This window comes from Leifsonia xyli subsp. cynodontis DSM 46306 (assembly GCF_000470775.1).
GTDB lineage: Bacteria > Actinomycetota > Actinomycetes > Actinomycetales > Microbacteriaceae > Leifsonia > Leifsonia cynodontis.
Genome location: NC_022438.1, coordinates 2,332,383 through 2,351,086, shown reverse-complemented (window position 1 = coordinate 2,351,086; position 18,704 = coordinate 2,332,383). Strand labels below are relative to the sequence as shown.

At 66.0% G+C, this 18,704-nt stretch carries 18 protein-coding genes and 3 pseudogenes; 8 read left to right on the top strand and 13 right to left on the bottom strand.

What is annotated here, in order from left to right:
• Positions 1-165 precede the first annotated feature (165 nt).
• The 5 genes and pseudogenes from O159_RS14230 to O159_RS11270 all read left to right on the top strand — a co-directional run bounded on the left by O159_RS14230 (position 166) and on the right by O159_RS11270 (position 4,567).
• Positions 166-1,024 (top strand): annotated as a pseudogene (locus O159_RS14230) (IS5 family transposase).
• A gap of 152 nt (positions 1,025-1,176) precedes the next feature.
• Positions 1,177-1,494 carry a helix-turn-helix domain-containing protein gene (locus tag O159_RS11285; RefSeq protein WP_021755915.1) on the top strand — a complete coding sequence of 106 codons (318 nt, stop codon included), beginning with the start codon at positions 1,177-1,179 and terminating at the stop codon, positions 1,492-1,494.
• Positions 1,491-2,078, top strand: coding sequence for a hypothetical protein (locus O159_RS11280; protein ID WP_144267677.1), 588 nt, complete (start codon positions 1,491-1,493; stop codon positions 2,076-2,078). Before O159_RS11285 ends, O159_RS11280 begins: the two co-directional genes overlap by 4 nt.
• An 815-nt stretch (positions 2,079-2,893) precedes the next feature.
• Positions 2,894-3,148, top strand: coding sequence for a hypothetical protein (locus tag O159_RS11275; protein ID WP_021755913.1), 255 nt, complete (start codon positions 2,894-2,896; stop codon positions 3,146-3,148).
• Positions 3,149-3,883: 735 nt separating this feature from the next.
• Positions 3,884-4,567 carry a GH25 family lysozyme gene (locus O159_RS11270; RefSeq protein WP_236609559.1) on the top strand — a complete coding sequence of 228 codons (684 nt, stop codon included), beginning with the start codon at positions 3,884-3,886 and terminating at the stop codon, positions 4,565-4,567.
• Between the two features lie 606 nt (positions 4,568-5,173).
• Here the strand turns inward: O159_RS11270 and O159_RS11265 are convergent.
• From O159_RS11265 to O159_RS11245, 7 genes are all read right to left on the bottom strand, one after another.
• Positions 5,174-5,443 (bottom strand): hypothetical protein, encoded by a 270-nt coding sequence (locus tag O159_RS11265; protein ID WP_043993737.1) that lies wholly within the window; start codon positions 5,441-5,443, stop codon positions 5,174-5,176.
• Positions 5,443-6,144 (bottom strand): RelA/SpoT domain-containing protein, encoded by a 702-nt coding sequence (locus tag O159_RS11260; RefSeq protein WP_236609480.1) that lies wholly within the window; start codon positions 6,142-6,144, stop codon positions 5,443-5,445. The genes O159_RS11265 and O159_RS11260 overlap by 1 nt, the downstream gene beginning before the upstream one ends.
• Entirely contained in the window at positions 6,107-6,373 is a 267-nt protein-coding gene (locus O159_RS15105) for a hypothetical protein (protein ID WP_052323540.1), read from the bottom strand. The genes O159_RS11260 and O159_RS15105 overlap by 38 nt, the downstream gene beginning before the upstream one ends.
• Positions 6,374-6,481: 108 nt before the next feature.
• The gene (locus O159_RS13445) at positions 6,482-6,757 is read right to left on the bottom strand and encodes a hypothetical protein (RefSeq protein WP_169725697.1); all 276 of its coding nucleotides are present in this window, start codon (positions 6,755-6,757) and stop codon (positions 6,482-6,484) included.
• A 67-nt stretch (positions 6,758-6,824) separates the two neighbouring features.
• Entirely contained in the window at positions 6,825-7,217 is a 393-nt protein-coding gene (locus O159_RS11250; RefSeq protein ID WP_043993735.1) for a hypothetical protein, read from the bottom strand.
• Between the two features lie 110 nt (positions 7,218-7,327).
• Positions 7,328-7,492, bottom strand: a complete 165-nt coding sequence (locus O159_RS15100; protein ID WP_169725668.1) for a hypothetical protein — start codon at positions 7,490-7,492, stop codon at positions 7,328-7,330.
• 266 nt (positions 7,493-7,758) lie between these two features.
• Positions 7,759-9,150, bottom strand: coding sequence for a glycoside hydrolase family 28 protein (locus tag O159_RS11245; protein WP_236609479.1), 1,392 nt, complete (start codon positions 9,148-9,150; stop codon positions 7,759-7,761).
• A gap of 176 nt (positions 9,151-9,326) precedes the next feature.
• On the opposite strand from O159_RS11245, the pseudogene O159_RS15965 reads away from it, so the two are divergent.
• Positions 9,327-9,470, top strand: a pseudogene (locus O159_RS15965) (helix-turn-helix domain-containing protein); the annotation flags it as partial.
• Between the two features lie 13 nt (positions 9,471-9,483).
• Here O159_RS15965 and O159_RS11240 read toward each other — a convergent pair.
• A pseudogene (locus tag O159_RS11240) lies at positions 9,484-10,110 on the bottom strand (helix-turn-helix domain-containing protein); the annotation flags it as partial.
• Positions 10,111-10,222: 112 nt separating this feature from the next.
• A complete protein-coding gene (locus O159_RS11235; protein WP_021755907.1) occupies positions 10,223-12,070 on the bottom strand; it encodes a LuxR C-terminal-related transcriptional regulator in 1,848 nt (615 codons plus the stop codon).
• A gap of 202 nt (positions 12,071-12,272) precedes the next feature.
• Here O159_RS11235 and O159_RS11230 point away from each other — a divergent pair, with 202 nt between their 5' ends.
• Positions 12,273-13,007: a hypothetical protein gene (locus O159_RS11230; protein WP_021755906.1), complete on the top strand. Its 735-nt coding sequence runs from the start codon at positions 12,273-12,275 to the stop codon at positions 13,005-13,007.
• A 468-nt stretch (positions 13,008-13,475) separates the two neighbouring features.
• Positions 13,476-13,940, top strand: a complete 465-nt coding sequence (locus tag O159_RS11225; RefSeq protein WP_021755904.1) for a MarR family winged helix-turn-helix transcriptional regulator — start codon at positions 13,476-13,478, stop codon at positions 13,938-13,940.
• Between the two features lie 18 nt (positions 13,941-13,958).
• On the opposite strand, the gene O159_RS15960 is transcribed toward O159_RS11225, so the two are convergent.
• The 4 genes from O159_RS15960 to O159_RS11205 all read right to left on the bottom strand — a co-directional run bounded on the left by O159_RS15960 (position 13,959) and on the right by O159_RS11205 (position 18,623).
• Positions 13,959-14,198 (bottom strand): energy-coupling factor transporter transmembrane component T, encoded by a 240-nt coding sequence (locus O159_RS15960; protein ID WP_021755902.1) that lies wholly within the window; start codon positions 14,196-14,198, stop codon positions 13,959-13,961.
• Between the two features lie 550 nt (positions 14,199-14,748).
• Positions 14,749-16,416 (bottom strand): ABC transporter ATP-binding protein, encoded by a 1,668-nt coding sequence (locus O159_RS11215; RefSeq protein ID WP_043993731.1) that lies wholly within the window; start codon positions 16,414-16,416, stop codon positions 14,749-14,751.
• Positions 16,417-16,419: 3 nt separating this feature from the next.
• A complete protein-coding gene (locus O159_RS11210) occupies positions 16,420-16,953 on the bottom strand; it encodes an ECF transporter S component (RefSeq protein WP_021755899.1) in 534 nt (177 codons plus the stop codon).
• A gap of 122 nt (positions 16,954-17,075) precedes the next feature.
• Complete coding sequence (locus O159_RS11205) at positions 17,076-18,623, bottom strand: amino acid permease (RefSeq protein ID WP_021755898.1); 1,548 nt, start codon at positions 18,621-18,623, stop codon at positions 17,076-17,078.
• Positions 18,624-18,704 lie beyond the last annotated feature (81 nt).

The following is an 18,704-nucleotide window of genomic DNA, read 5'->3' as shown; positions in this document are numbered from 1 at the left end:
CGTGACCACTGAGCCTGCGTGCGAATCCGTCATCAGTCAGGCCCACCTCGCGAGCGAGGGCACTATCCGCGATCCCTGCTATGCTGATGGCGTCGCGTACTCGTTGCGCAACTCTCACGGGGCTTGGGTCCTTAGAGGTGGTTTCAGTAGTCGGCGTGGCGGTGGTTGTTGTGGCTGGTTAGCGGGGATGCTGGTCGAGTGTCGACGCTTGCTGAGGATCGGTTCATTACGGATATGTTGTGGGAGCGGCTGGAGCCGTTGATTCCGCCTCGGCCGCCTGTGGTCAATGGGCGGGCTGGGCAGCCTCGGGTTCCTGACCGGAAGGTGTTCGCTGGGATCGTGTTCGTGCTGCTGACGGGGATCCCGTGGAGAAGCTCCCGCCCGAGTTGGGGTATGGGTCCGGGGTCACTTGTTGGCGGCGTCTGCGTGAATGGTCCGAAGCGGGCGCGTGGGATGCACTGCGGAAGATCATGCTCGACGAACTCGGCCAGGCTGGCATGATCGACTGGTCAAGAACCTGCCTGGACTCCGTAAGTGTCCGGGCGAAAAGGGGGGCGATCTCACTGGACCTAACCCCACGGATCGTGGGAAACGGGGCACCAAGTACCATGTCCTGACCGACCGCAACGGACTCCCGCTGCATGTGGAGATCTCCGGCGCCAACCGACACGACTCCATGCTCGTGGAACCTGTGTTAGACAACATCACCGCGATCAAGGGCGTCGGCCGCGGTCGGCCCAGACGCCGCCCGGTTATCTTCCACGCCGATAAGGCTTACGACAACCGCCGCGTCCGCTGTTACCTGCGTTGTCGTGGGATCAAGGCACGCATCGCACGAATCGGAGTCGACTCCAAACAGTGACTGGGTAAACACTGTTGGGTAGTCGAACGCACCATGGCCTGGATCCTCGCCTTCCGGAAACTCGCCACTCGCTACGACCGCACCGCCTCAACGATCACGGCGCTCGTCGCTCTAGCAATCGCGATCACCAGCGCCCGCAAACTCACCAAAAACGACTACTGAAACCATCTCTTAGTGGTCTGGTGAATCGTCATTGGGCTTCCTTGGCTCGGCTGGTTAACATTTGAATTATGCATCACAGTTAGCCTTGTTCGCAAATTAGAGAATTATTCGTGTTAAAGATCACCTGGTCTCTGATTTGATATGATGGCTGGATGTTTATCTTCGATCACGACTTGGCGTCGTATCTTGATCGCGCTATCGCGGCCGAGTTGACCGCCGAGCTGACGGACGCCGGCCTGAATGCCGTTGATCTGGTCAAGACCACCGGCTTGAAGAAAGACACCGTGTATCGCATCCTGAACTCGCGGCGTTCATGCACCATGGTTGAGTTCATGACGATTTGCTCGGCAATTCCGGCTGATCCGTATGAGCTCATCGAAGCGGTTGTAGTCCGCGCTCGGCGCATACGACGAGCAGTCATTGAACGGGCGCACGACATCGACCAAGGAATCGTGGAGCATCTCGGATGACACTCACTCGACGACGAAGCAACGACCGGCTGGGGCATCTGTTGTCCGAGGTGTTCGGGCCGGCACCGCTGCTCACGGTCGCTTTTGTAGAAGCGGGCCTTTGGGTCGGATCGGCACCCGGATGGTGGGCGCTCTTGCCGATTTTGGGCGTGGCGGTAGTGCCGTACCTGGCAATGATCTGGCTCGCTCGACAAGGGCGCGTGTCAGACCGGTTCGTCGGGCAGCGGTCACAGCGGCTCCCGATCCTCCTTGGTGTCCTTGGTGTCGTGTTCGGCGTCATCGTGATCCTGCTCGGCGTGCGCGCACCCTGGGAGGTGACCTCACTCACAATCGCCTCCGCAGTGGGGCTGATCGTGGTTATGGCAGTCAATGTGGTGTGGAAGCTGTCTATCCACATGGCTATCGCCGCGTTCGTTTGGCTGCTGCAATTCACGGTGATGCCCTGGTGGGCTGCGGCTCTCCTCGGGCTGGCGGTGATCACTTTAGGGTGGGCGCGTATCGTCGTCCGTGCGCACACGACGGCGCAGGTTTTAGTCGGTGTACTCGCGGGAGCGGTCGTTTTCATCGTCTACCTCGTGCTGTAGGCGATTGCGGGTGAGCCAGCCTCCCAGCCTGGCCAGCGCAAACAGAACGATCGAGGCGTACGTCACATAAGTGACAATCGGGTTCATTCCCTGTGGTAGCCATCCGCTCACGATGAGCAGGGTCAGCAGCGCCGTGAGTAGGATCCCGCTCACGGATACGAGTAGAACCAAAGACACCACCCGCGCGCCATCCCCGCTCGGGCAGACCGAGCGTGGAGACTATCGATGGGATCAGGAGCGCCGCCACAATGCCGGGGTAGACGCGGCCGAGAGTGGCGTACAGGCCAACTTGCCAGTGGTCCTCAAATCCGCCCAGTGACACGGAGCTGTGGGATAGCCCCGCGGAGATGAGCAACACGAACTCTATGACGATGAAGAGCGCAAGGCTGATCACGCCCACCGGCCCGCACAGGATCTTCTTGGCTGCGGAGAGCCGATGTGCCTCGGCAACCGCGATGCCTGCACACAGGCACGCCCCGAACACAGCACTACTTAACGCGTAGTTAGCGAGATTGATGCCACCAAGCAGGGGGTCCACGGCTCCGTAGATCGGCGGAATCCCGAGCGCTACAGCGACGATGAGAAGCAGGGCCGCGAGGAAAACCCACGAACTACGCCCACGAACCAGAGTAGGCGCCCTCAGTATTACTCTACAAGAATGCACACAAAGAGTGCTATAAAATTAGAAATGAAAACTTCATATTCCAATCGTGGCGGAAGCTAAAACAGAGCATGTAGGTTGGCCTACACCTGCTAGGGTTTGCCCTCACCCTGGGGTGTACCCAAGACTGTCCGGTCGCTGCTACTCTCAGAGCGTGAGCAACGAGACGCCGATAGTTCCCAATGCGGATAAGATCGAGATCCCGCGCGCGAATCCGTTCATGATGGCGCTCGTCTACATTACCTTGATCGGAGTAGTGCTCGGGGTGATCCTCCTCTTCGTCGGCTTCTCGAACCCCTACATGGGCACGCTCCCGCTCGCTTACATCGGCATCGGCCTCATCGGCTTGGCGGCCACCGCCCTTCTCGTCGCACTCGGTGCCGCGGCCGCGCGCTGGACGCGGGACTAGTCCGAGTAAAGCTTTCCCCGAGGTGGCAGCCTTGTCGGGTGTGGGCAAAGTGTGGGGGTATGCCCGGTGGTGTCCTCGTGTGGATGTGTTTTTCGCTGTGATAATATAATGGATATGAGCACACGGCTGGAGGTCTGGCCTGTCGCGTAGTTCCACGCACGCCGAGCAGAGCGGCAGCGGAACGACCTGCCAGCGAGCTCGTGAGTTTTCGGCGCGACCATCGGGATGCAAAAGGCGTGCAGCAGTTCTTGTTCTGACCCCGACCCGCCGCAGTGTCACCCTGTCCGCGCGCCGGTCACCACAGATCAGGAATCACCCAAACCCTCAGCAGTCCTACGCGACTCCTTGTCATAGCTGGTTATCACGAACGACTTCACTTGTCCCCCAGAAGATCCCGGTTTGCTTTACCCGGTATTGACACTCGGCCGGCGCCGGTGGCATTGTCATAGCTCTCCATAGATACACCGATTTTCTTTGAAAACGAGGTTATTCTTAATGAACGTTCAAAAGATGATGCGAGGACGTCGAGCTCATTCGGTGCGTGTCGGTATGGTCTCGGCCGTGATGGCCGCGATCCTGGCGGTGGGGCTCGGTGGTTCTTTGTCCGCCGCGGCGGCGGAGCCGGACAGGGGCGGTGGCGATCCCACCCAAGACCACGCTGGTAGCACGCTCGCTCGCGATGTAAGCTCCCAAGAGTTGCGGCAACGACCGCGGCCAATTCCGCCTTTGGATTATGTGCGTGGCGATGATGTGAGCGGCTGGCAGACCGACGTCAACTGGAGCGATGCGGCGTCGAAGGGTGCCCGTTTCGTTTACATCAAAGCGACCGAGGACGACGACTACGTGAGCTCCCAGTACGAGAAGCAGTGGAAGGGAGCCCAAAATGCCGGGTTTTATCGCGGGTCGTACCACTTCGGACGGCCGTTCTGGTCGGACGGCACTTCGCAGGCGAAGCACTTTATGAACACCATCCACAACTGGGAGCCCACTCAGCGTATCCTGCCTCCCATGCTTGACCTGGAGCACCGTTGCGACGACCTGACGAAGCCGTGGGCAATCAAGAAATGTAAGGCGATGACCCCGGCGGACATCGTCAAGTGGATACACGATTTTGTCTCCGTGGTGGAGAAGAGGACGGGTGGTGTGAAGCCGGTCATCTACACCAACCCGTCCTGGTGGAAGGAGTACACTGGCAACACCACGGACTTCGCCTCCTACCCGCTGTTCATCGCCAACTGGGTCTCGGACGTATCGGACGGCCCCGGCGCATTGCCCGGTGGGTGGAAACACTGGACGCTGTGGCAGCACTGGGACAACACGAGCCCCTACGCGGGCCCAGGCGGCCTCCTGCCCGGGGACCAGGACTTCTTCCACGGCACCAAGCTGGCGCTCAAGCGATTCTCCAATAACGTTCATTAGGTGGCCATCTCTTCCAGCATTGTCAAGCCCGGTGTCCACTGATCACAGTCAGCGCCACGAGCCTCCTCTCGGAGGAGACACTGGAATTGCACTTGGTCGGCCGATGAAACCGGCCCACCAAGTCTGAATTCCAGCAAATGGCCTGCATACCTCTTCAAGGTGTGCAGGCCATTTGGGTTTCGTGTCCGCCATGGAACCTCTGCGATCGGGGCAGTGTCGTCACGCGCGTAACGCCAAGAACATAGCGCCCATCGCTCAGCTGGCGCACTACAGGCGGTCGTCGCATGACGGAGCGCCCCTACGCATCCCCGCCTACTGACCAACGACCATCAACGCGGACAACGACCGGCCAACTCTTCTTACATGCCCTGATCAACAAGATTCCCGCCAACCACGCCGTCACCGAAATGGGATTCCCCGCTGGTTGGAACACCCCAGAGATTTGGTCGTGAATCGCGCCACTGTGAGACAGACCCTCCCCATTGCTGAGGCCAGCGCAGAACACAAAACCGTCCCGGCCTACCCGTGTGAGGGGTGGGGCTGGGCCGGGGCGTGTCGGGTGTTAGCTGGTTGTGGGTGGTGTTCCCGCTGGGGTGGGGCGAGGGGTTAGTTGGTTCGTTGTGCCTGAATGTCGTTCAGGTACTTCGCGAACGCAGCGGTCCCATCGAAGTAGTTGGCGTGGGTGACCTTGACGGTATCGAGAGAGTCCGAGCCGATGAGGACGATGTCCATGTTCGTGTTGCTGCGGAACTCTTCCTCAAGCTCGGAGTAGCGGGCAAGGGCGCTCTCGCTGTCCTGACCGTATTCGAGCGGTTCGCCGGTGAGGTGACCTTTGGAGTGGTCGAACACCAGAATGAAATGCTGGATAGTCGTCATCACACCGATCCTTTCTCGAGGTAGGGAGTTGCTTGAACTCTAAGGCGTTCGATCTCTTCGAGTAAAGAGCTGGGTATGGTCTCGCCTGCCTCGTCGATGGCCATTGCCCGTGACATCACCGACATCAACTGTTGGACGGCATGAGATCCGTCTTGTTTGAGGTTCTCACCGACGAGCGCCGACTGGCGCTCGACCGTGATCGCCCAAAGATGCATGAGCGGGGTGCGTAGCTGGATCTCCACACACCGTTGATCATACTTAACAACCAGATGCACTCCGCGATAGCCTGAAAGGCGAGGGTCAGTGATGTAATCCTTGTATCTGGTCACGGGACGGCGCTTGCGTAGCCGGGCCTCGACACGGCGGATCTCCTCGACGCTGCCGAGGATGGCGCGGCAACCGCCAATGTCTTGCATCCCTGAGAGCGCAAGCGTCTGCTCCCGGGCGGTGAGTTTGTCGATGATCGTCGTGAATCGCTTGAGACGCTGCGAGACTTCAACCTGACAACCTTCGGTCTTGATCATCGACCGCAGACCCATGTTGGCCTTGGCGAGTGGGACCTGATGAGCGGCCCGGAACGCCTCAACCACACGGAATGCGTGCTTCACCTGTGCTTCATCACCGAGTTCGCCGCGGAAGCACTTACGAATCACTGAGCCGGCCTTAGTCCGGCCAGCGCAGTCGGTGAAGCCGGAACGCATCGACGATCTCGGGCGTATCGTGGCGCAGCTCGAACGTCTCAGCATTGGCCAGGCGTTCGCTTGTCTCGCGGTCCGCTGCGCGCTCGAAGACGGCCCACATCCGGTACTCATCACCGAAACGTGAGGTGAACTGGATCCCGTCGACCAGGTCGTTCTGGTTCTGGTCGCGCAGCTCGAAGATCCACCGAGCGATCGAGCGAGTGAGGTCCCGCTGTCGCGCGTCCTTCAAGACCGAGGTGTCGAGCAGGATCGGGGTCAGCTTGAATCGAGCGAACGGAAAGCTGGCTTGAATGGCCGCGAGGCTCTCGCTGTGTGTGACGAAGCAGTACCGGCCTGTCTAGTCCACCTTGCCGCCGAAACGCTCCTCCAGCCATCCGTAACCGACGGTGCCAGAGGGAGCGTCCGGATAGAGGTCTACCTCGCCGGCCTCGTCCTCGATCTCATCGAGCTCGGCGTCCGTTTGCGGCTCGGGCCGGAACTGCGCCAGCACTTCCAGCAGGCAGGCGAGCAAGCTCTCGCCGGTGTAGAGCGTTCGGAACAGCTCGGCCAGAGCTGGTCGTCCCAGCGGCCGTTGAACCGGCCTGCGTCGTTCGCGTAGCGCCAGTCCGCCCATGCCCACGGGTCGGGTCGGTAACCCACCCGCCAGACTTGCTCGGAGACCTCCGCGATCGCCAACCCCGTCATCCAATGAAGGCGAACGCCTTGGCGGCCGCCATCACCTCCGGACCAACCTCGTTCGGATCGCCCTCGCGCAGCACTCGCGCCGGAGAGGCATCGTTGAGGGCGGGATTCATGCCCTTGAACCAGGACTGGACCGTGACGGCTTCTTTCCGCTCGCGAAGCAACGCCGCGATCTGGTAGGCGACGAACAGCCGGTCGCGGTCGGTCTCGCCGGGCTCCCGAGGGCCGACGGCCCACTCTGCTACCGGCTTCGTCGACTTGACGTTGCCGATGTAGGCGACCAGGCGCACGCCGATGATGTCGCGGAGCTTGGTGACCAGCTCAGGAAATGTCGAACGCACTGCGTCGTCGTACGCGCGCATCCTAGGCTTCTGCGTCGTTGTGGTGGTCATATCGCCAGGCTACTCGCACAGACTGCGAGATGGGTAGCAATTTCGACAAAAGGAAAGCTCGCGCAATCGTACCCAAAATCGCCCCAAAAATAGCCGATAATCGATTTATGTCAGTTTGAGGATGGCATGTTCTCATTGGACGCGAATCCGACACCACCATTGCCGCCGACCACCGGGGTCAGCCCAACCTTCCAGCCGAGAAATGCACAACCTTGCACAACGCGGAAGTCCGGCTGGCCGGACTGATCGCCCTGACGCCCGGCGACACGGCTCACCCGTACAATTTCTACGCAAGCGCCACCGCATCGACAAGCACCGAGAATCTGCAATCAGCAGCCGCTGAGCTCAACTCCGCGACCGCTGACATTCGTGCCGCCCAGAAGCGAACTTCCTCCCTTACCGCCTGGCTGAAAGATGTCACCAGTCGCACGGCGGACACCCTCGACCGCCTAACGCTTGGCAACCCTAAGAGCGCCGGTGAAGGGGAACGACGTGGTTGCGGGCCCGAGCGGCATGACGAGGGCACAGCAGGCTGCGAGTGTCAGGGGGCGGGATAGGTCGGGAAGGTGCAGGTGGGCGCGTTCGGCTGCCCCGGAGTTATCGTCACGTCCACGCCGGGCCGGTTGACGGCGAGCGGCAAGCCCCCGAAGGTCACTCCGGATGCCGAGATGGTCGCGAGTGCGACCGTCACGTGACGCGCGTCCACGACGGCGTTCGACATCGTCAGGGCGAGCGGATGCGCTTCGTCGAGTCCCTTGAGCATGCTCTCGGCGTTGGTCGGCGAGTTCGACGACCGGAACCCGTCGATCACGATGTCGGTGAACCACGGCACCGTCGATCCCGTCCTGTTCGCGTAGTTCGGATCGAACTGGATCGGCGCCTTGACGGCGTCGACGCACATGTTCCGATACGTCACCTGCTGCACGAGGCCGCCCGCCTTGGGCGAGCTCTTGATCCGGATGCCCGCCGATGAGGCGCTGACGTTGCCGAACGCATCCCTGCCGCTGACGGTGACGTCCGACACGAACACGTCGCTGACCCCCGCCTCCGTCTCGCTGCCGATCGAGATCCCGTGGGTGCCGAAGAAATGGTCCCGGATGACGGAGATATGGGCGGAGGGAGCAGAGAGAGCCTTGATCGCGATGCCGTCGTCACCGTCCATGATCCACGAGTCGGCGATCGTCACGTCCTGCGCACCGGCGGGGTCGATGCCGTCGGTATTGCGGGCGTCCGCCGGCGTCTGGATGCGCACACCCCACACAGTCAGGCCGTCGCCGTTCTGATACGAGACGTGGAATCCCGGCGCGTCGACGAGGTCGACATCGTGCAGTACGACGTCGTCGACCCCGCGTGCCTGAATGAGCCGCGGCACGTTTTGCGTCCCGTGGCCCTTCGCGGCAGCCGCGAGATCCCACCAGCTCCGCGCCGCGCCCAGCATCGTGCTCCCGCCGCGGCCGTCGATGCGCCCCTGCGACCTGTCGGCCGCGGGGACCGACTCGATGCCGCTGTGCGCACCCGCGAGAGTGACGAAGGGCGCACATCCGCCGCCTTTCTTGGAGATGGTGCCGCAGGCCGGGTGGTCGTCGACCTGGTAGTCGGCGGGATTGCGCGATGCATAGAGGACAACTCCCGCGTCCACCAGCAGCACCTCCCCCTCGCGCACGGTCAGTGGCCCACTCAGGAAAGCCGCCGCATCCGGCGTTGGGCTCAGACGCACGGCGACGACGTCCGTCCCTTTCTGCGCGCACGCATCGAGCGCGTGCTGGATGCGCGCGGTGTCGGGCGGCGATGCCTCACCCGCGTCGCTCGCCTTCCCGCCGGGCATGGAAAGCTGCGCGGTCACGGTGGCGCACACCGTGTCGGGGGCGCTCGGTTCCGTCACGTCTCGACGGTCGCCCGCGGCGACCGCAGAGGTCGTCGGGGTCGCTGCCAAGACTGGGCTCGCAGGGGGAGATGCGGTGGGCGCCATGGATCCCATCAGGATGAGTCCGGCGAGAAGCGCGTTGAGGGACGCAGGCAGTCGTGTGCTCACGTATGCATGGTGACAGGATCGCCCATGCGTGCGCTGTTAACGCCAAAGTAGAATGGACCCCGTAGCGCCGACTTGGAATGGACCCTCTGGCTCAGGCTAGGAGGGTGATTTCAGTGGATACGTGGGCAGAGATCCGGCGGTTGCATCGGGCGGAGAAGATCCCGATCAAGCAGATCGCGCGTGATCTTAGTGTGGGGCGGAACACGGTGCGTCGGGCGTTGCGGGGCGAGGATCCTCTTCGTCGTCGTGGATCTCGGCGTAAGCGACACGGGAGTGATCGTCGATGACGGTATGAACGAACGCTGTGCCGGTGATCATGTCGCCGGTGATCCCGTGTTTCCCGGTCCGCTTCGCGGTGATGGCCTTGTTCCGCTCTCCCTGGAGACGTCCGACGTAGCGCCAGCCGCCACCGTCGGGGATGTTGCCGAGTTTCTTGATGTCGACGTGGATCATCGATCCGGGATGCTCGTGCTCGTAGCGGCGGGCGGGTTCGCCGGTGCGGACGTCGACGTGGCTGGGCCGATTGATCCGGCACCGGGAGAGGACCGTGTGAACGGTCGAGGCGGGCATGCCGAGCTGGGCGCCGATACCGACTGGTCCCAGCCGCTTCTTCCACCGCAGATGCACGACCTTGCGGACCAGTCTTCGCGGGGTCTTGTTCGGGCTGTGATGCGGCCGTGACGAACGGTCCAGCATTCCCGCCTCGCCCATCTCCACGTAACGACGAGCCCATCGGTCCGCGGTGCGTCAGGACACTCGGAAGTAGGTCGCCGCCGCAGCAACGGACCAGCCGTCGTCGACGACTTGGCGGGCCAGGCGGAGGCATTCGCGAGGAGTCAAAGCAGCATTAGCGTGGGTCACGAGGACCTCCTAAGTCATCGAGTGCAGGGAAACTAGACAGCCCCACTCTCGACCGGGAGGTCCTCACCCATCTATCGCGTCACACCTCAACCAACTGCCCTGAGCAGCACACCTAGAGCAGACCGAGTTCGCGTGCCCGCCGGACCGCCTCGGCGCGTCCGCTGGCGCCGACCTTCGTGTAGATCGAGCGCAGGTGGGTCTTCACCGTGTTGACGCTCACACTGTGCTTGGCCGCGATCTGCGGCACGGTCTGGTGCAGCGGGAGCTCGCGCAGGAGGTCGCGCTCACGAGCGGTCAGGCGGGACTCCGGACCGCCGTCGTCCTCGCCCCTGATCCCGGCTGCCCCGGCCGCTTCGACGATGGATGCGGCGAAACCGTCCGTCGCACCGAACGAGCCGAGATGGTCCGAGATCAGTCGGACGAAGGAGGGGCGTGCCAGGAAGGGGCGTCGGGCCCGCATCCGCTCGGCCAGGGTCACGGCCTGCGTCAGCCGGGCCTGCGCCGAGGCATCGTCCCCGGCGTTGTGCGACCACTGGGCGAGCAGGAGCCAGCCGAGGACCAGATTCGTCCTTTCGCGTGCCCGGGTGCCGTCGGTCAGGGCCGTCTCCAGGGCGACGGCTCCGGCCTCCTGGGCCGGTGTCCCCTCCCGCAGCATCGCACAGCCGAGGAAGGCGCACAGGTGATCGGAGCCGACGGCCGCTGTGAGGGTGTCGACGTGGCTGCGTGCGGCGCTGCGCCCGCGGTAGAGGAGGGCGAGGTCGAGGAAGCGGAACGCGCTGAGCGCCAGGGTCTCTGGGCGTCGCCGCAGGCTGGCGGCGAACAGCTGTTCCATCTGATCGAAGACGGCGCGCGGGTCCGGCTCGGTGTCCAGACGGAACAGCAGGCGGAGGGCTCGCGGCGCGAGGACGCCCACGGAGTCGAGGGCTCGCCACTGCGCTGCGATGATGTCGTCCAGCTGCGAGACGCGATACGGTTCGCACGACCGGTACGCGGCGACGGCGGCGCGCAGCCGGATACCGGCGTCGACCAGGCTGCCCGGTTCGACGGTGGTCTGTTCGAGCCCGGCGATGCGACGCTCCAGGACGCCGACCAGCGCCCAGTTGGCGAGGCCGGTGGCGACGTTCGCGGCGGTGTCCAGGGCCAGCATCGCGAGCCAGGGACGGTTCGACTCCTCTGCGCCGTCGGCTGCGAGGACGGCGCGACGGAGGGCGATGTCGGGGTGGCCTGTCGCCATCCGCACGCGCGCCGTCACCACTTCGGCGAACAGGCGTGCGTCGAGCACGGCCACCGGGCCGCCCTCGCCGAACGGCTGACTGGTCGTGCGGGCGACCGCGGCCTCCACAGCGCTGAGCGCGGCATCGGCCCCGGGACCGTCCTGGGTGTGCAGTGCGTGAAGCGCGCCGGCGGCGACGTCGCGCTCGGGTGAGCGCGGGGCGACCTCGTCCTCCGCGAGCGCGAGGAAATGATCCACGCGCACAGATTCGGTCAGCTGCGGTGAGCAGACCAGCGCGCCGAGCAGCCCGGTCGTGGGGGAGAGGATGCCGCGATCCTCCAGCGCCGCGAGGGCGTTGCGGACGCGGAGGACAGAGCCGCTGAAGACGAGTCCGAGGCCGAAGCGCCGCAGCAGGTCTTCGATGAGGTCGGCCGAACCCGAGTGCAGCGCCTGATCCAGGGCGAGCCCGATGTCTCCGTTGGCGATGTGCCGCTCGGCCGCGACGCTGTGCAACTCGGCGAAGCGGGTGGCATCGCGGTTCAGGAACTCGGCCATCAGGCCGTCGCGGAAGGATGGCTCGAAGCTGTAGCGACCGTGGGGGTCTGGGTCTGTGCCGCTGTCCGGCCGGTTCAGCAGTCCCGGGCCGAAGCCGATCCCTTCGAGTGCCGCGATGGCGTGCGGGCAGCCCGCGAGCGCGGCGGCGAGCTCCGCATCGAAAGAGGGGACCGTCGACAGCGCCAGCAGCAACCGCGCGCTCCCCGTCGAGGGAGTCGAGCAGGCGGCGCACGAGCAGGGTGGCGAGGCTGCCCGGCGAGCGGCGGACGGCGGCCATCGCCGCTCCGGGGCTCTCCGCTCTGGCCGCCGTCTCCGCCGCCAGCGTCAGCGTCGCCGCCCGTCCGTCGGCGCGGTCCACCAGGGCGAGGAGTTCGGAGGTGTCGAGTGTGACGCCGTGGGCGCGCAGCAGTTTATACGCCTCCTCGACGCGGAGGGCCAGTTCGCCGGGTCCGATCGAGAGGTGCGGCCGTTCCTCGCGCGGCGCCGCGATCGCGATCGGCAGATCGCGTCCGCTGAGGACCACGGCACCCGTCGCGTTCGTCACGAGTTCGAGGAGCTGTTCGCGCTCCGCGTTGCCCTCTACTCGCTCCACCGCGTCGACCACGACCGTCACGCCGTTCTCCTGGCCGAGTGTCCTGGCGAGCCGATCCAGCCAGTGAGAGTCCGAAGCAACGTCAAAATACTTGCGTTTGCTGGAGGCGCTTCCACACCACCGGCGCAGCAGTTCGGTCTTGCCGCTCCCGGTCGAGGCGATGATCGTGATCATCGCGGAATCCCGCTCGCTTTCATCGAGCCGGCGGACCAGGGCGCGGCGCAGTACCATCCGCTCTCCACCGGGTTCTGGCGTTTCGCCGTCGACATCGACCACAAGACCTCCGACAAGTCAGCACGCAGTGAATCCGATCGCAAGGGGCCTGCACTCGCGAACAATAGGCGCGTTTCGGCGAAGATGCGATCACCCTGTCCGGGTGATTTCAGCGCTGTCGGCGACGTCGGCGACGCGCGGTGGACGGCAAGAAATTCCTTGATTTCCATAAAGGAATCGCCGGAGAGTGGCCGCGTGAATGGCTGGAAGACGGCGGCCACAGTCGGCAACGATGTCATTTTTATAAAAATTAGTATCTCCTAGAGATCGCAGACTCGCTCGGAGCCGCACGCACCGGTGAGGCGACCGGAGCCCTCGTCGTCCAGGGGTCGCGAGCAGCCGCCAGACCGTGTCGCTTCCATCGTCGCCCCAACCCGCCGCCGACCTCGTGGGGCGGCTCGGGAGAGGGCTCCTGCTGGTCTGGAGCGTTCCACGGCGCTGTGTCGTGACGCTGCTGCTGCCCGCAGGCTCCCCTCATCGGGACATCCCGGCTCCGTGGGCTCACGGTTCCGCGGGTTCGCGGCCCGGGCGGGAGCGGCACCGCCGGCCCAGGCGGGCAGCTCCCCCTCGGCCGATGCCGAGATCGTTCGAGGACGGTCTTGTCGCAGTGTTCCTCCCAGCCGTAATAATAAGCGTCGTTGGTGTAATAGCCTCTTTCGCAGGCGGAGTCGAAATATGGTCAGGAGGACCACCGCGGAGGGCGGATGGTCAGTGAGGAAGGCGAGGAAGTCGATGCAGAGCGAGTATGACGATTCTGGACGGCCGATCATCGGCGGCGACGATCTTCCCGGTCGCCTGACCCTTGCCGTCGGCCGGCTGAGCAGGCGCATCCGGTCGGCCACCGGCGACCTCAGCCACGGTCAGCTCTCCGCCCTGTCGACGATCGTCCGCAGCGGTCCCCTTCGCCCGAGTGAGATCGCCGCCATCGAGGCCGTCGCCGCCCCCACCATCACGCGTGTCGTCACCGACTTGGAAGCGCGCGGCCTCGTTCAGCGCACCCCCGACCCCGACGATGGCCGCTCCTTCCTCGTCTCCGGCACGGATGCCGGCATCGATCTGCTCCTCGCCGCCCGCTCCGACCGGGCCCGGGCCGTCGTCGCCATCCTCCAGGGTCTCTCGCCGGAACAGGTGGACGGGCTTCGCCGCGCCCTCCCGGCGCTCGAACAAGCCGCTCGCATCGCCCGCCCTGTCCTCTGAATCGTCGGGCGGTGGCGGTCAGGCCCGCGTCGCGAGCGCGCTGCCGAGAAACAGCGCGGCGGTGAGTAGCCACAGCACGAGCGTGAAGACCGTGTCGCGGGCGCGCCAGCGCGAGGGGTGCCGCTCGGTGCGCGTGGGATGCGCGCCGAAGGCCCGCGACTCCATCGCGAGCGCCATCCGGTCGGCGTGGCGGATGCTCGAGGCCAGCAGCGGGATGACAGCCGCGAACGGCCGGGAGAGCCTCCCGATGCCGCGCACCCGCTGCGCCTGCCGGATGACCGCCAGCTCTGTCCGGAACCGCGGCAGGAACCGGTAGCCGCGACCGCTGTGTAGCCGATCCGGTAGTGTACGCGCAGCTGCGCGACCAGCGCCCGCGACAGGTCCGGCCCCGTCGTCGTCAGCCCGCCCACCAGCGCGAGCGACACGAGCGCGGTCAGCCGCAGGGAGGTCGCCGCTCCGACCGCGAACGCCCCCGCAGTGTACGGCGCCGATCCGATCGCGAACAGCACGGTCCGGTCGGTCACGCGGGCCGGGTCTGTCCAGAAGCCGAAGCTCAGCGCCATTGCGAGCACCACGACCGGCGCCCCGACCAGGAGCGTCACGAGCACCGCGGGCCGCAGCCGCGCCCCGATCAGCAGGAGCAGCATCGCCGCGACGAGCACGATCAGCGGGGTCAGCGCATCCCGCGTGAAGAACAGCCCGATCCACGCCGGCAGGATGCCCGCGACCTTCGCGAGCGGGTTCAGGTGGTGCAGGAACCGCCGCGTCGGCCGCTCGCCCGTGCCGTACGGGTCACCGGAGAGAAAGGTCACAGCGCACCGCCCGGCAGGTCGCGCAGCCGCGTGATCCCGCGAAGAGCCGCCGGGATGCCGGGCCCGGCGAGCGCCTGCCCGAGCGGCGGCTGCCGCAGTCCGGTGCGCCGCAGCAGGCCGGCATCGCCCAGGATGCCCTTCGTGGTGCTGTGGGCCGCGAGCCGCCCGTCCGCGATCACCGCGATGTGACTCGCGTGCTCGGAGGCGAGGTCGAGGTCGTGGGTCACGATGATCACGGTGGCGCCGCCGGCGTTGAGCCGGGACAGCGTCTCGAGCAGCTCTGACGCCCGGGCCCGGTCCTGGCCGAAGGTGGGCTCGTCGAGGACCAGCAGCGGCGCGCCCGCGATCAGCGCCGTGCCGACGGAGAGCCGGCGCTTCTGGCCGCCGGAAAGGAGGAAGGGGTGCGCTTCGCGCTGCGCGGTCAGGTCGAGCGTCGCCAGCATCGCGTCGACCCGCTCCGCCACTTCTTCGGCCGGCCGTCCCCGCAGGCTGAACGCGAGCTCGTCGGCGACGCTGTGCCGGACGAACTGGTGCTCGGGGTTCTGGAAGACGAAGCCGGCCCGGTCGGCGGCGACCGTGCCGCGCGGTGTCGGCAGCAGCCCCGCGATCGCCTGCGCCAGTGTGGTCTTCCCGGCCCCATTCGGCCCGACGACTGCGACGAAGTCGCCTCGGCCCATGGTCAGCGAGAGGCTGTGCAGCACCTCGATCCGCCCGCGACGGAGGGTGAGGTCCCGCACGACGACGGCGGCCGCGGCGTCCGGGGGCGGTGCGGGCGGTGCGGGTCTCGTTGTCGTCGCTGCCCCCACCGCACCCGGCAGAGCGGCCAGCCCCGTCGCCAGCTCCTCCGGCGTCACCGGCAGGGGGTCCAGAGCCACTCCCGACTGCCGCAACCGCAGCGCCGCCAGCGTCGCGGTCGGCAGCCAGACACCCAGTTCCAGCAGCTCTTCGGCCCGCTCCCGCAGCACCTCCGCCGCCGGTCCGCGGGCGACGACGCGGCCCCCGGCGTCCAGCACCAGCACCAGCACCGAGTCCACGATCGACATTGCCGCATCCAGATTGTGTTCGACCAGCACCACCGCCCGGTCGAGTCCGGCCAGGAGGCGGTACAGCTCCTCCGTCCCGGCCGGGTCGAGGTTCGCGGTGGGTTCGTCGAGGACGAGCAGCGGGGCGTCCAGGGCGAGCGCGCACGCGATCGCGAGGCGCTGCTTGCCGCCGCCGGAGAGCGTCTCCGGGTCGTCGGCGCGGCGCTCCCACAGGCCGACCGCCCGCAGCGCGCGCTCGGCGCGCTCGAGCACCTCGGCCACGGGCAGCAGCCGGTTCTCGGGCCCGAAGCACACGTCGTCCAGGACGGTCCCGGTGACGATCTGTGCGTCCGGGTCCTGGAACACCATCCCGACCCGCTCGCTCAGGTCCGCGACCCAGGAGCGGCCCGTGTCCACGCCGCTGACGAGCACTGTCCCCTCGAGCCGGGCGGGGATGGCGTGCGGGATGAGACCGTTCAGAGCCAGGGCGAAGGTCGATTTGCCGCAGCCGCTCGGCCCCAGGACGAGCAGCGTCTCGCCGGGCGCGACCAGGGCGTCCACCCCATCGGGCGTCCAGGCGTCCGCACCATCGTGCCGGATGCGCACCCCGCTCGCCCGGAGCGGCGTGGGAGACCCGTCCACGGCTCAGGCGGCCGTCATCGGCAGCGTGCCGGTGCCGCGTTCGCGCCGTGAGCGCACGACCGGTCCTTGCAGACCGCGGCCGGCGCCGGTGCGCTCGAGCGCCTTCGCCACGGCACGGCCGATCCCGGTGAACACGACGGGGGACACCGCGAACAGCCCGATGTGCAGCGCTTGCGCCCACGGCTGTGCGGTCTCCGCCCCTTGCGCGAAGAAGACACCGAGCCCGAACGCCACGCCCGCGATCGTCGCCGTGACATAGAACAGCCAGGCTCTCCAGTACCGGTAGAGCGCGATCAGGAACGGGACCTCCTGCAACGCCCCGATCGACCCGGCCGCCATCACCGCCATGAACCCGATCGGCTGGAACGGCACCGACACCAGCCCCGTGATCACCGCGGTGATCAGCGCCACACCGCCCCGCCTCAGCAGTGCCTGCGCGACGACCCCCGGCAGGAAGTAGACGCCGATCACAGCGCCGTAGAACAGCGGAGCGACCGCCGCGCCCGTGCCGGAGATGTAGGCGGAGACGGAGAACACGATGACCTGCGACGCCGATGGCGGCGCAGGTCAGCAGGAGGCGGGTGCTGGTGGTGGACATGTCGGTTCCAGCCTAGAGAGGTGAGCCTTGCCTCACAAAGGGGGGAGGCCGTGCCGGCGGATCATTCGTGTTCCCGCCGCAGTGGGCGCGCCGCGATCACCGGGTACGCCCCCGTGTAGCCTTCGCGCTTGGCGGCGATCGCGAGGATGCGCCCCCGCTGCGCGAACCAGCCGATCGCCAGCAGCGGCGCGATCACCACGAGCGAGGCGATGGTCCAGGTGCCGGTGGGGTAGTCGAACGTCATGAGCACCAGGACCGCCAGCAGGAAGGCGAGTGTGAGGTAGGCCGTGAACGGCGCGCCGATCAGGCGGAACGCCGGCCGCTTCATCGTGCCCCGCAGCGACCAGCGGCGCAGCTGCATCTGGCACAGGACGATCATCGCCCAGCTGGTAATGATGCCGAGCGCCGCGACGTTGAGCACGATGTTGAACGCCTGCGCCGGCACCACCAGGTTCAGGAAGACGCCGAAGACGCCGATGACCGCCGTGAGCAGGATGCCGCCGTACGGGACGCCCTGCTTGCTCATCCGCGAGGTGAAGCGCGGCGCCGCCCCGGTCTGGGCCATCGAGTGCAGGATGCGGCCCGTGGAGTACATCCCGGCGTTCAGGCTGGACAGAGCCGCCGTCAGCACGACGAAGTTCATGATAGAGCCGACCACGGCGCTGAGCTGGGGACCGCCGAGGTGGCTGAAGAAGGTGACGAACGGGCTCTCGCTTCCGCTGTACGCGCTCGCGGGCAGCAGCAACGCGAGCAGCAGGACCGAGCCGCAGTAGAAGACCACGATGCGGAAGACGACGCTGTTGATGGCCCGCGGCATGATCTTCTCGGGGTGCTCTGTCTCGCCGGCCGCGATGCCGACGAGTTCGACGGCCGCGTAGGCGAACACCACGCCCTGCACCAGCACGATGGCCATCGCGATCGTGGCCACGCCGTTCGGCAGCAGCCAGCCGTTCTCCGCGAGCATCGGGATGCCGGTCGGGCCGAGGTCGGTCGGCCATCCCGCCGCCAGCACCACGATGCCCACGACGAGGAAGGTCACGAGCGCGCCGACCTTGATGAGCGCAAACCAGAACTCCATCTCGCCGAACACTTTCACCGAGATGAGATTGAGGCTGACCACGATGACCAGGGCGATGAGGGCGAGCAGCCACTGGGGGACGCTCGAGAACAGGCTCCAGTACTTCACATAGAGGGCGATGGCGGTCGAGTCGACGATCGCGGTCATCGCCCAGTTGAGGAAGTACATCCAGCCCGCGACGTACGCCATCTTCTCCCCGAAGAACTCGCGTGCGTAGGAGACGAACGATCCGGAGGACGGCCGGTGCAGCACCAGCTCGCCCAGAGCGCGCAGCACGAGGAAGGCGAAGAATCCGCACACCGCGTACACGAACACGAGGAGGGGGCCGCTCTGCTGTAACCGGCCGCCGGCGCCGAGGAACAGGCCGGTGCCGATCGCGCCGCCGATCGCGATCATCTGAACCTGCCGGGCGGAGAGGGATTTGCGGTAGCCCTCCTGCTCGCTGGCGAAGCTCTGGACGGCCTGGCTCACGTCGCCGAGGTGTTCGAGCCGGTTCTCCAACTCGTCGGCCGGATCGTGCGATGTCGTCATGGGTCCTCATCCTCTCCTGAGGGAACACCGTCCCGCCACACTCAAACGGTACTCAGCGCCCCGCTGTCGCCACCTGCGGCC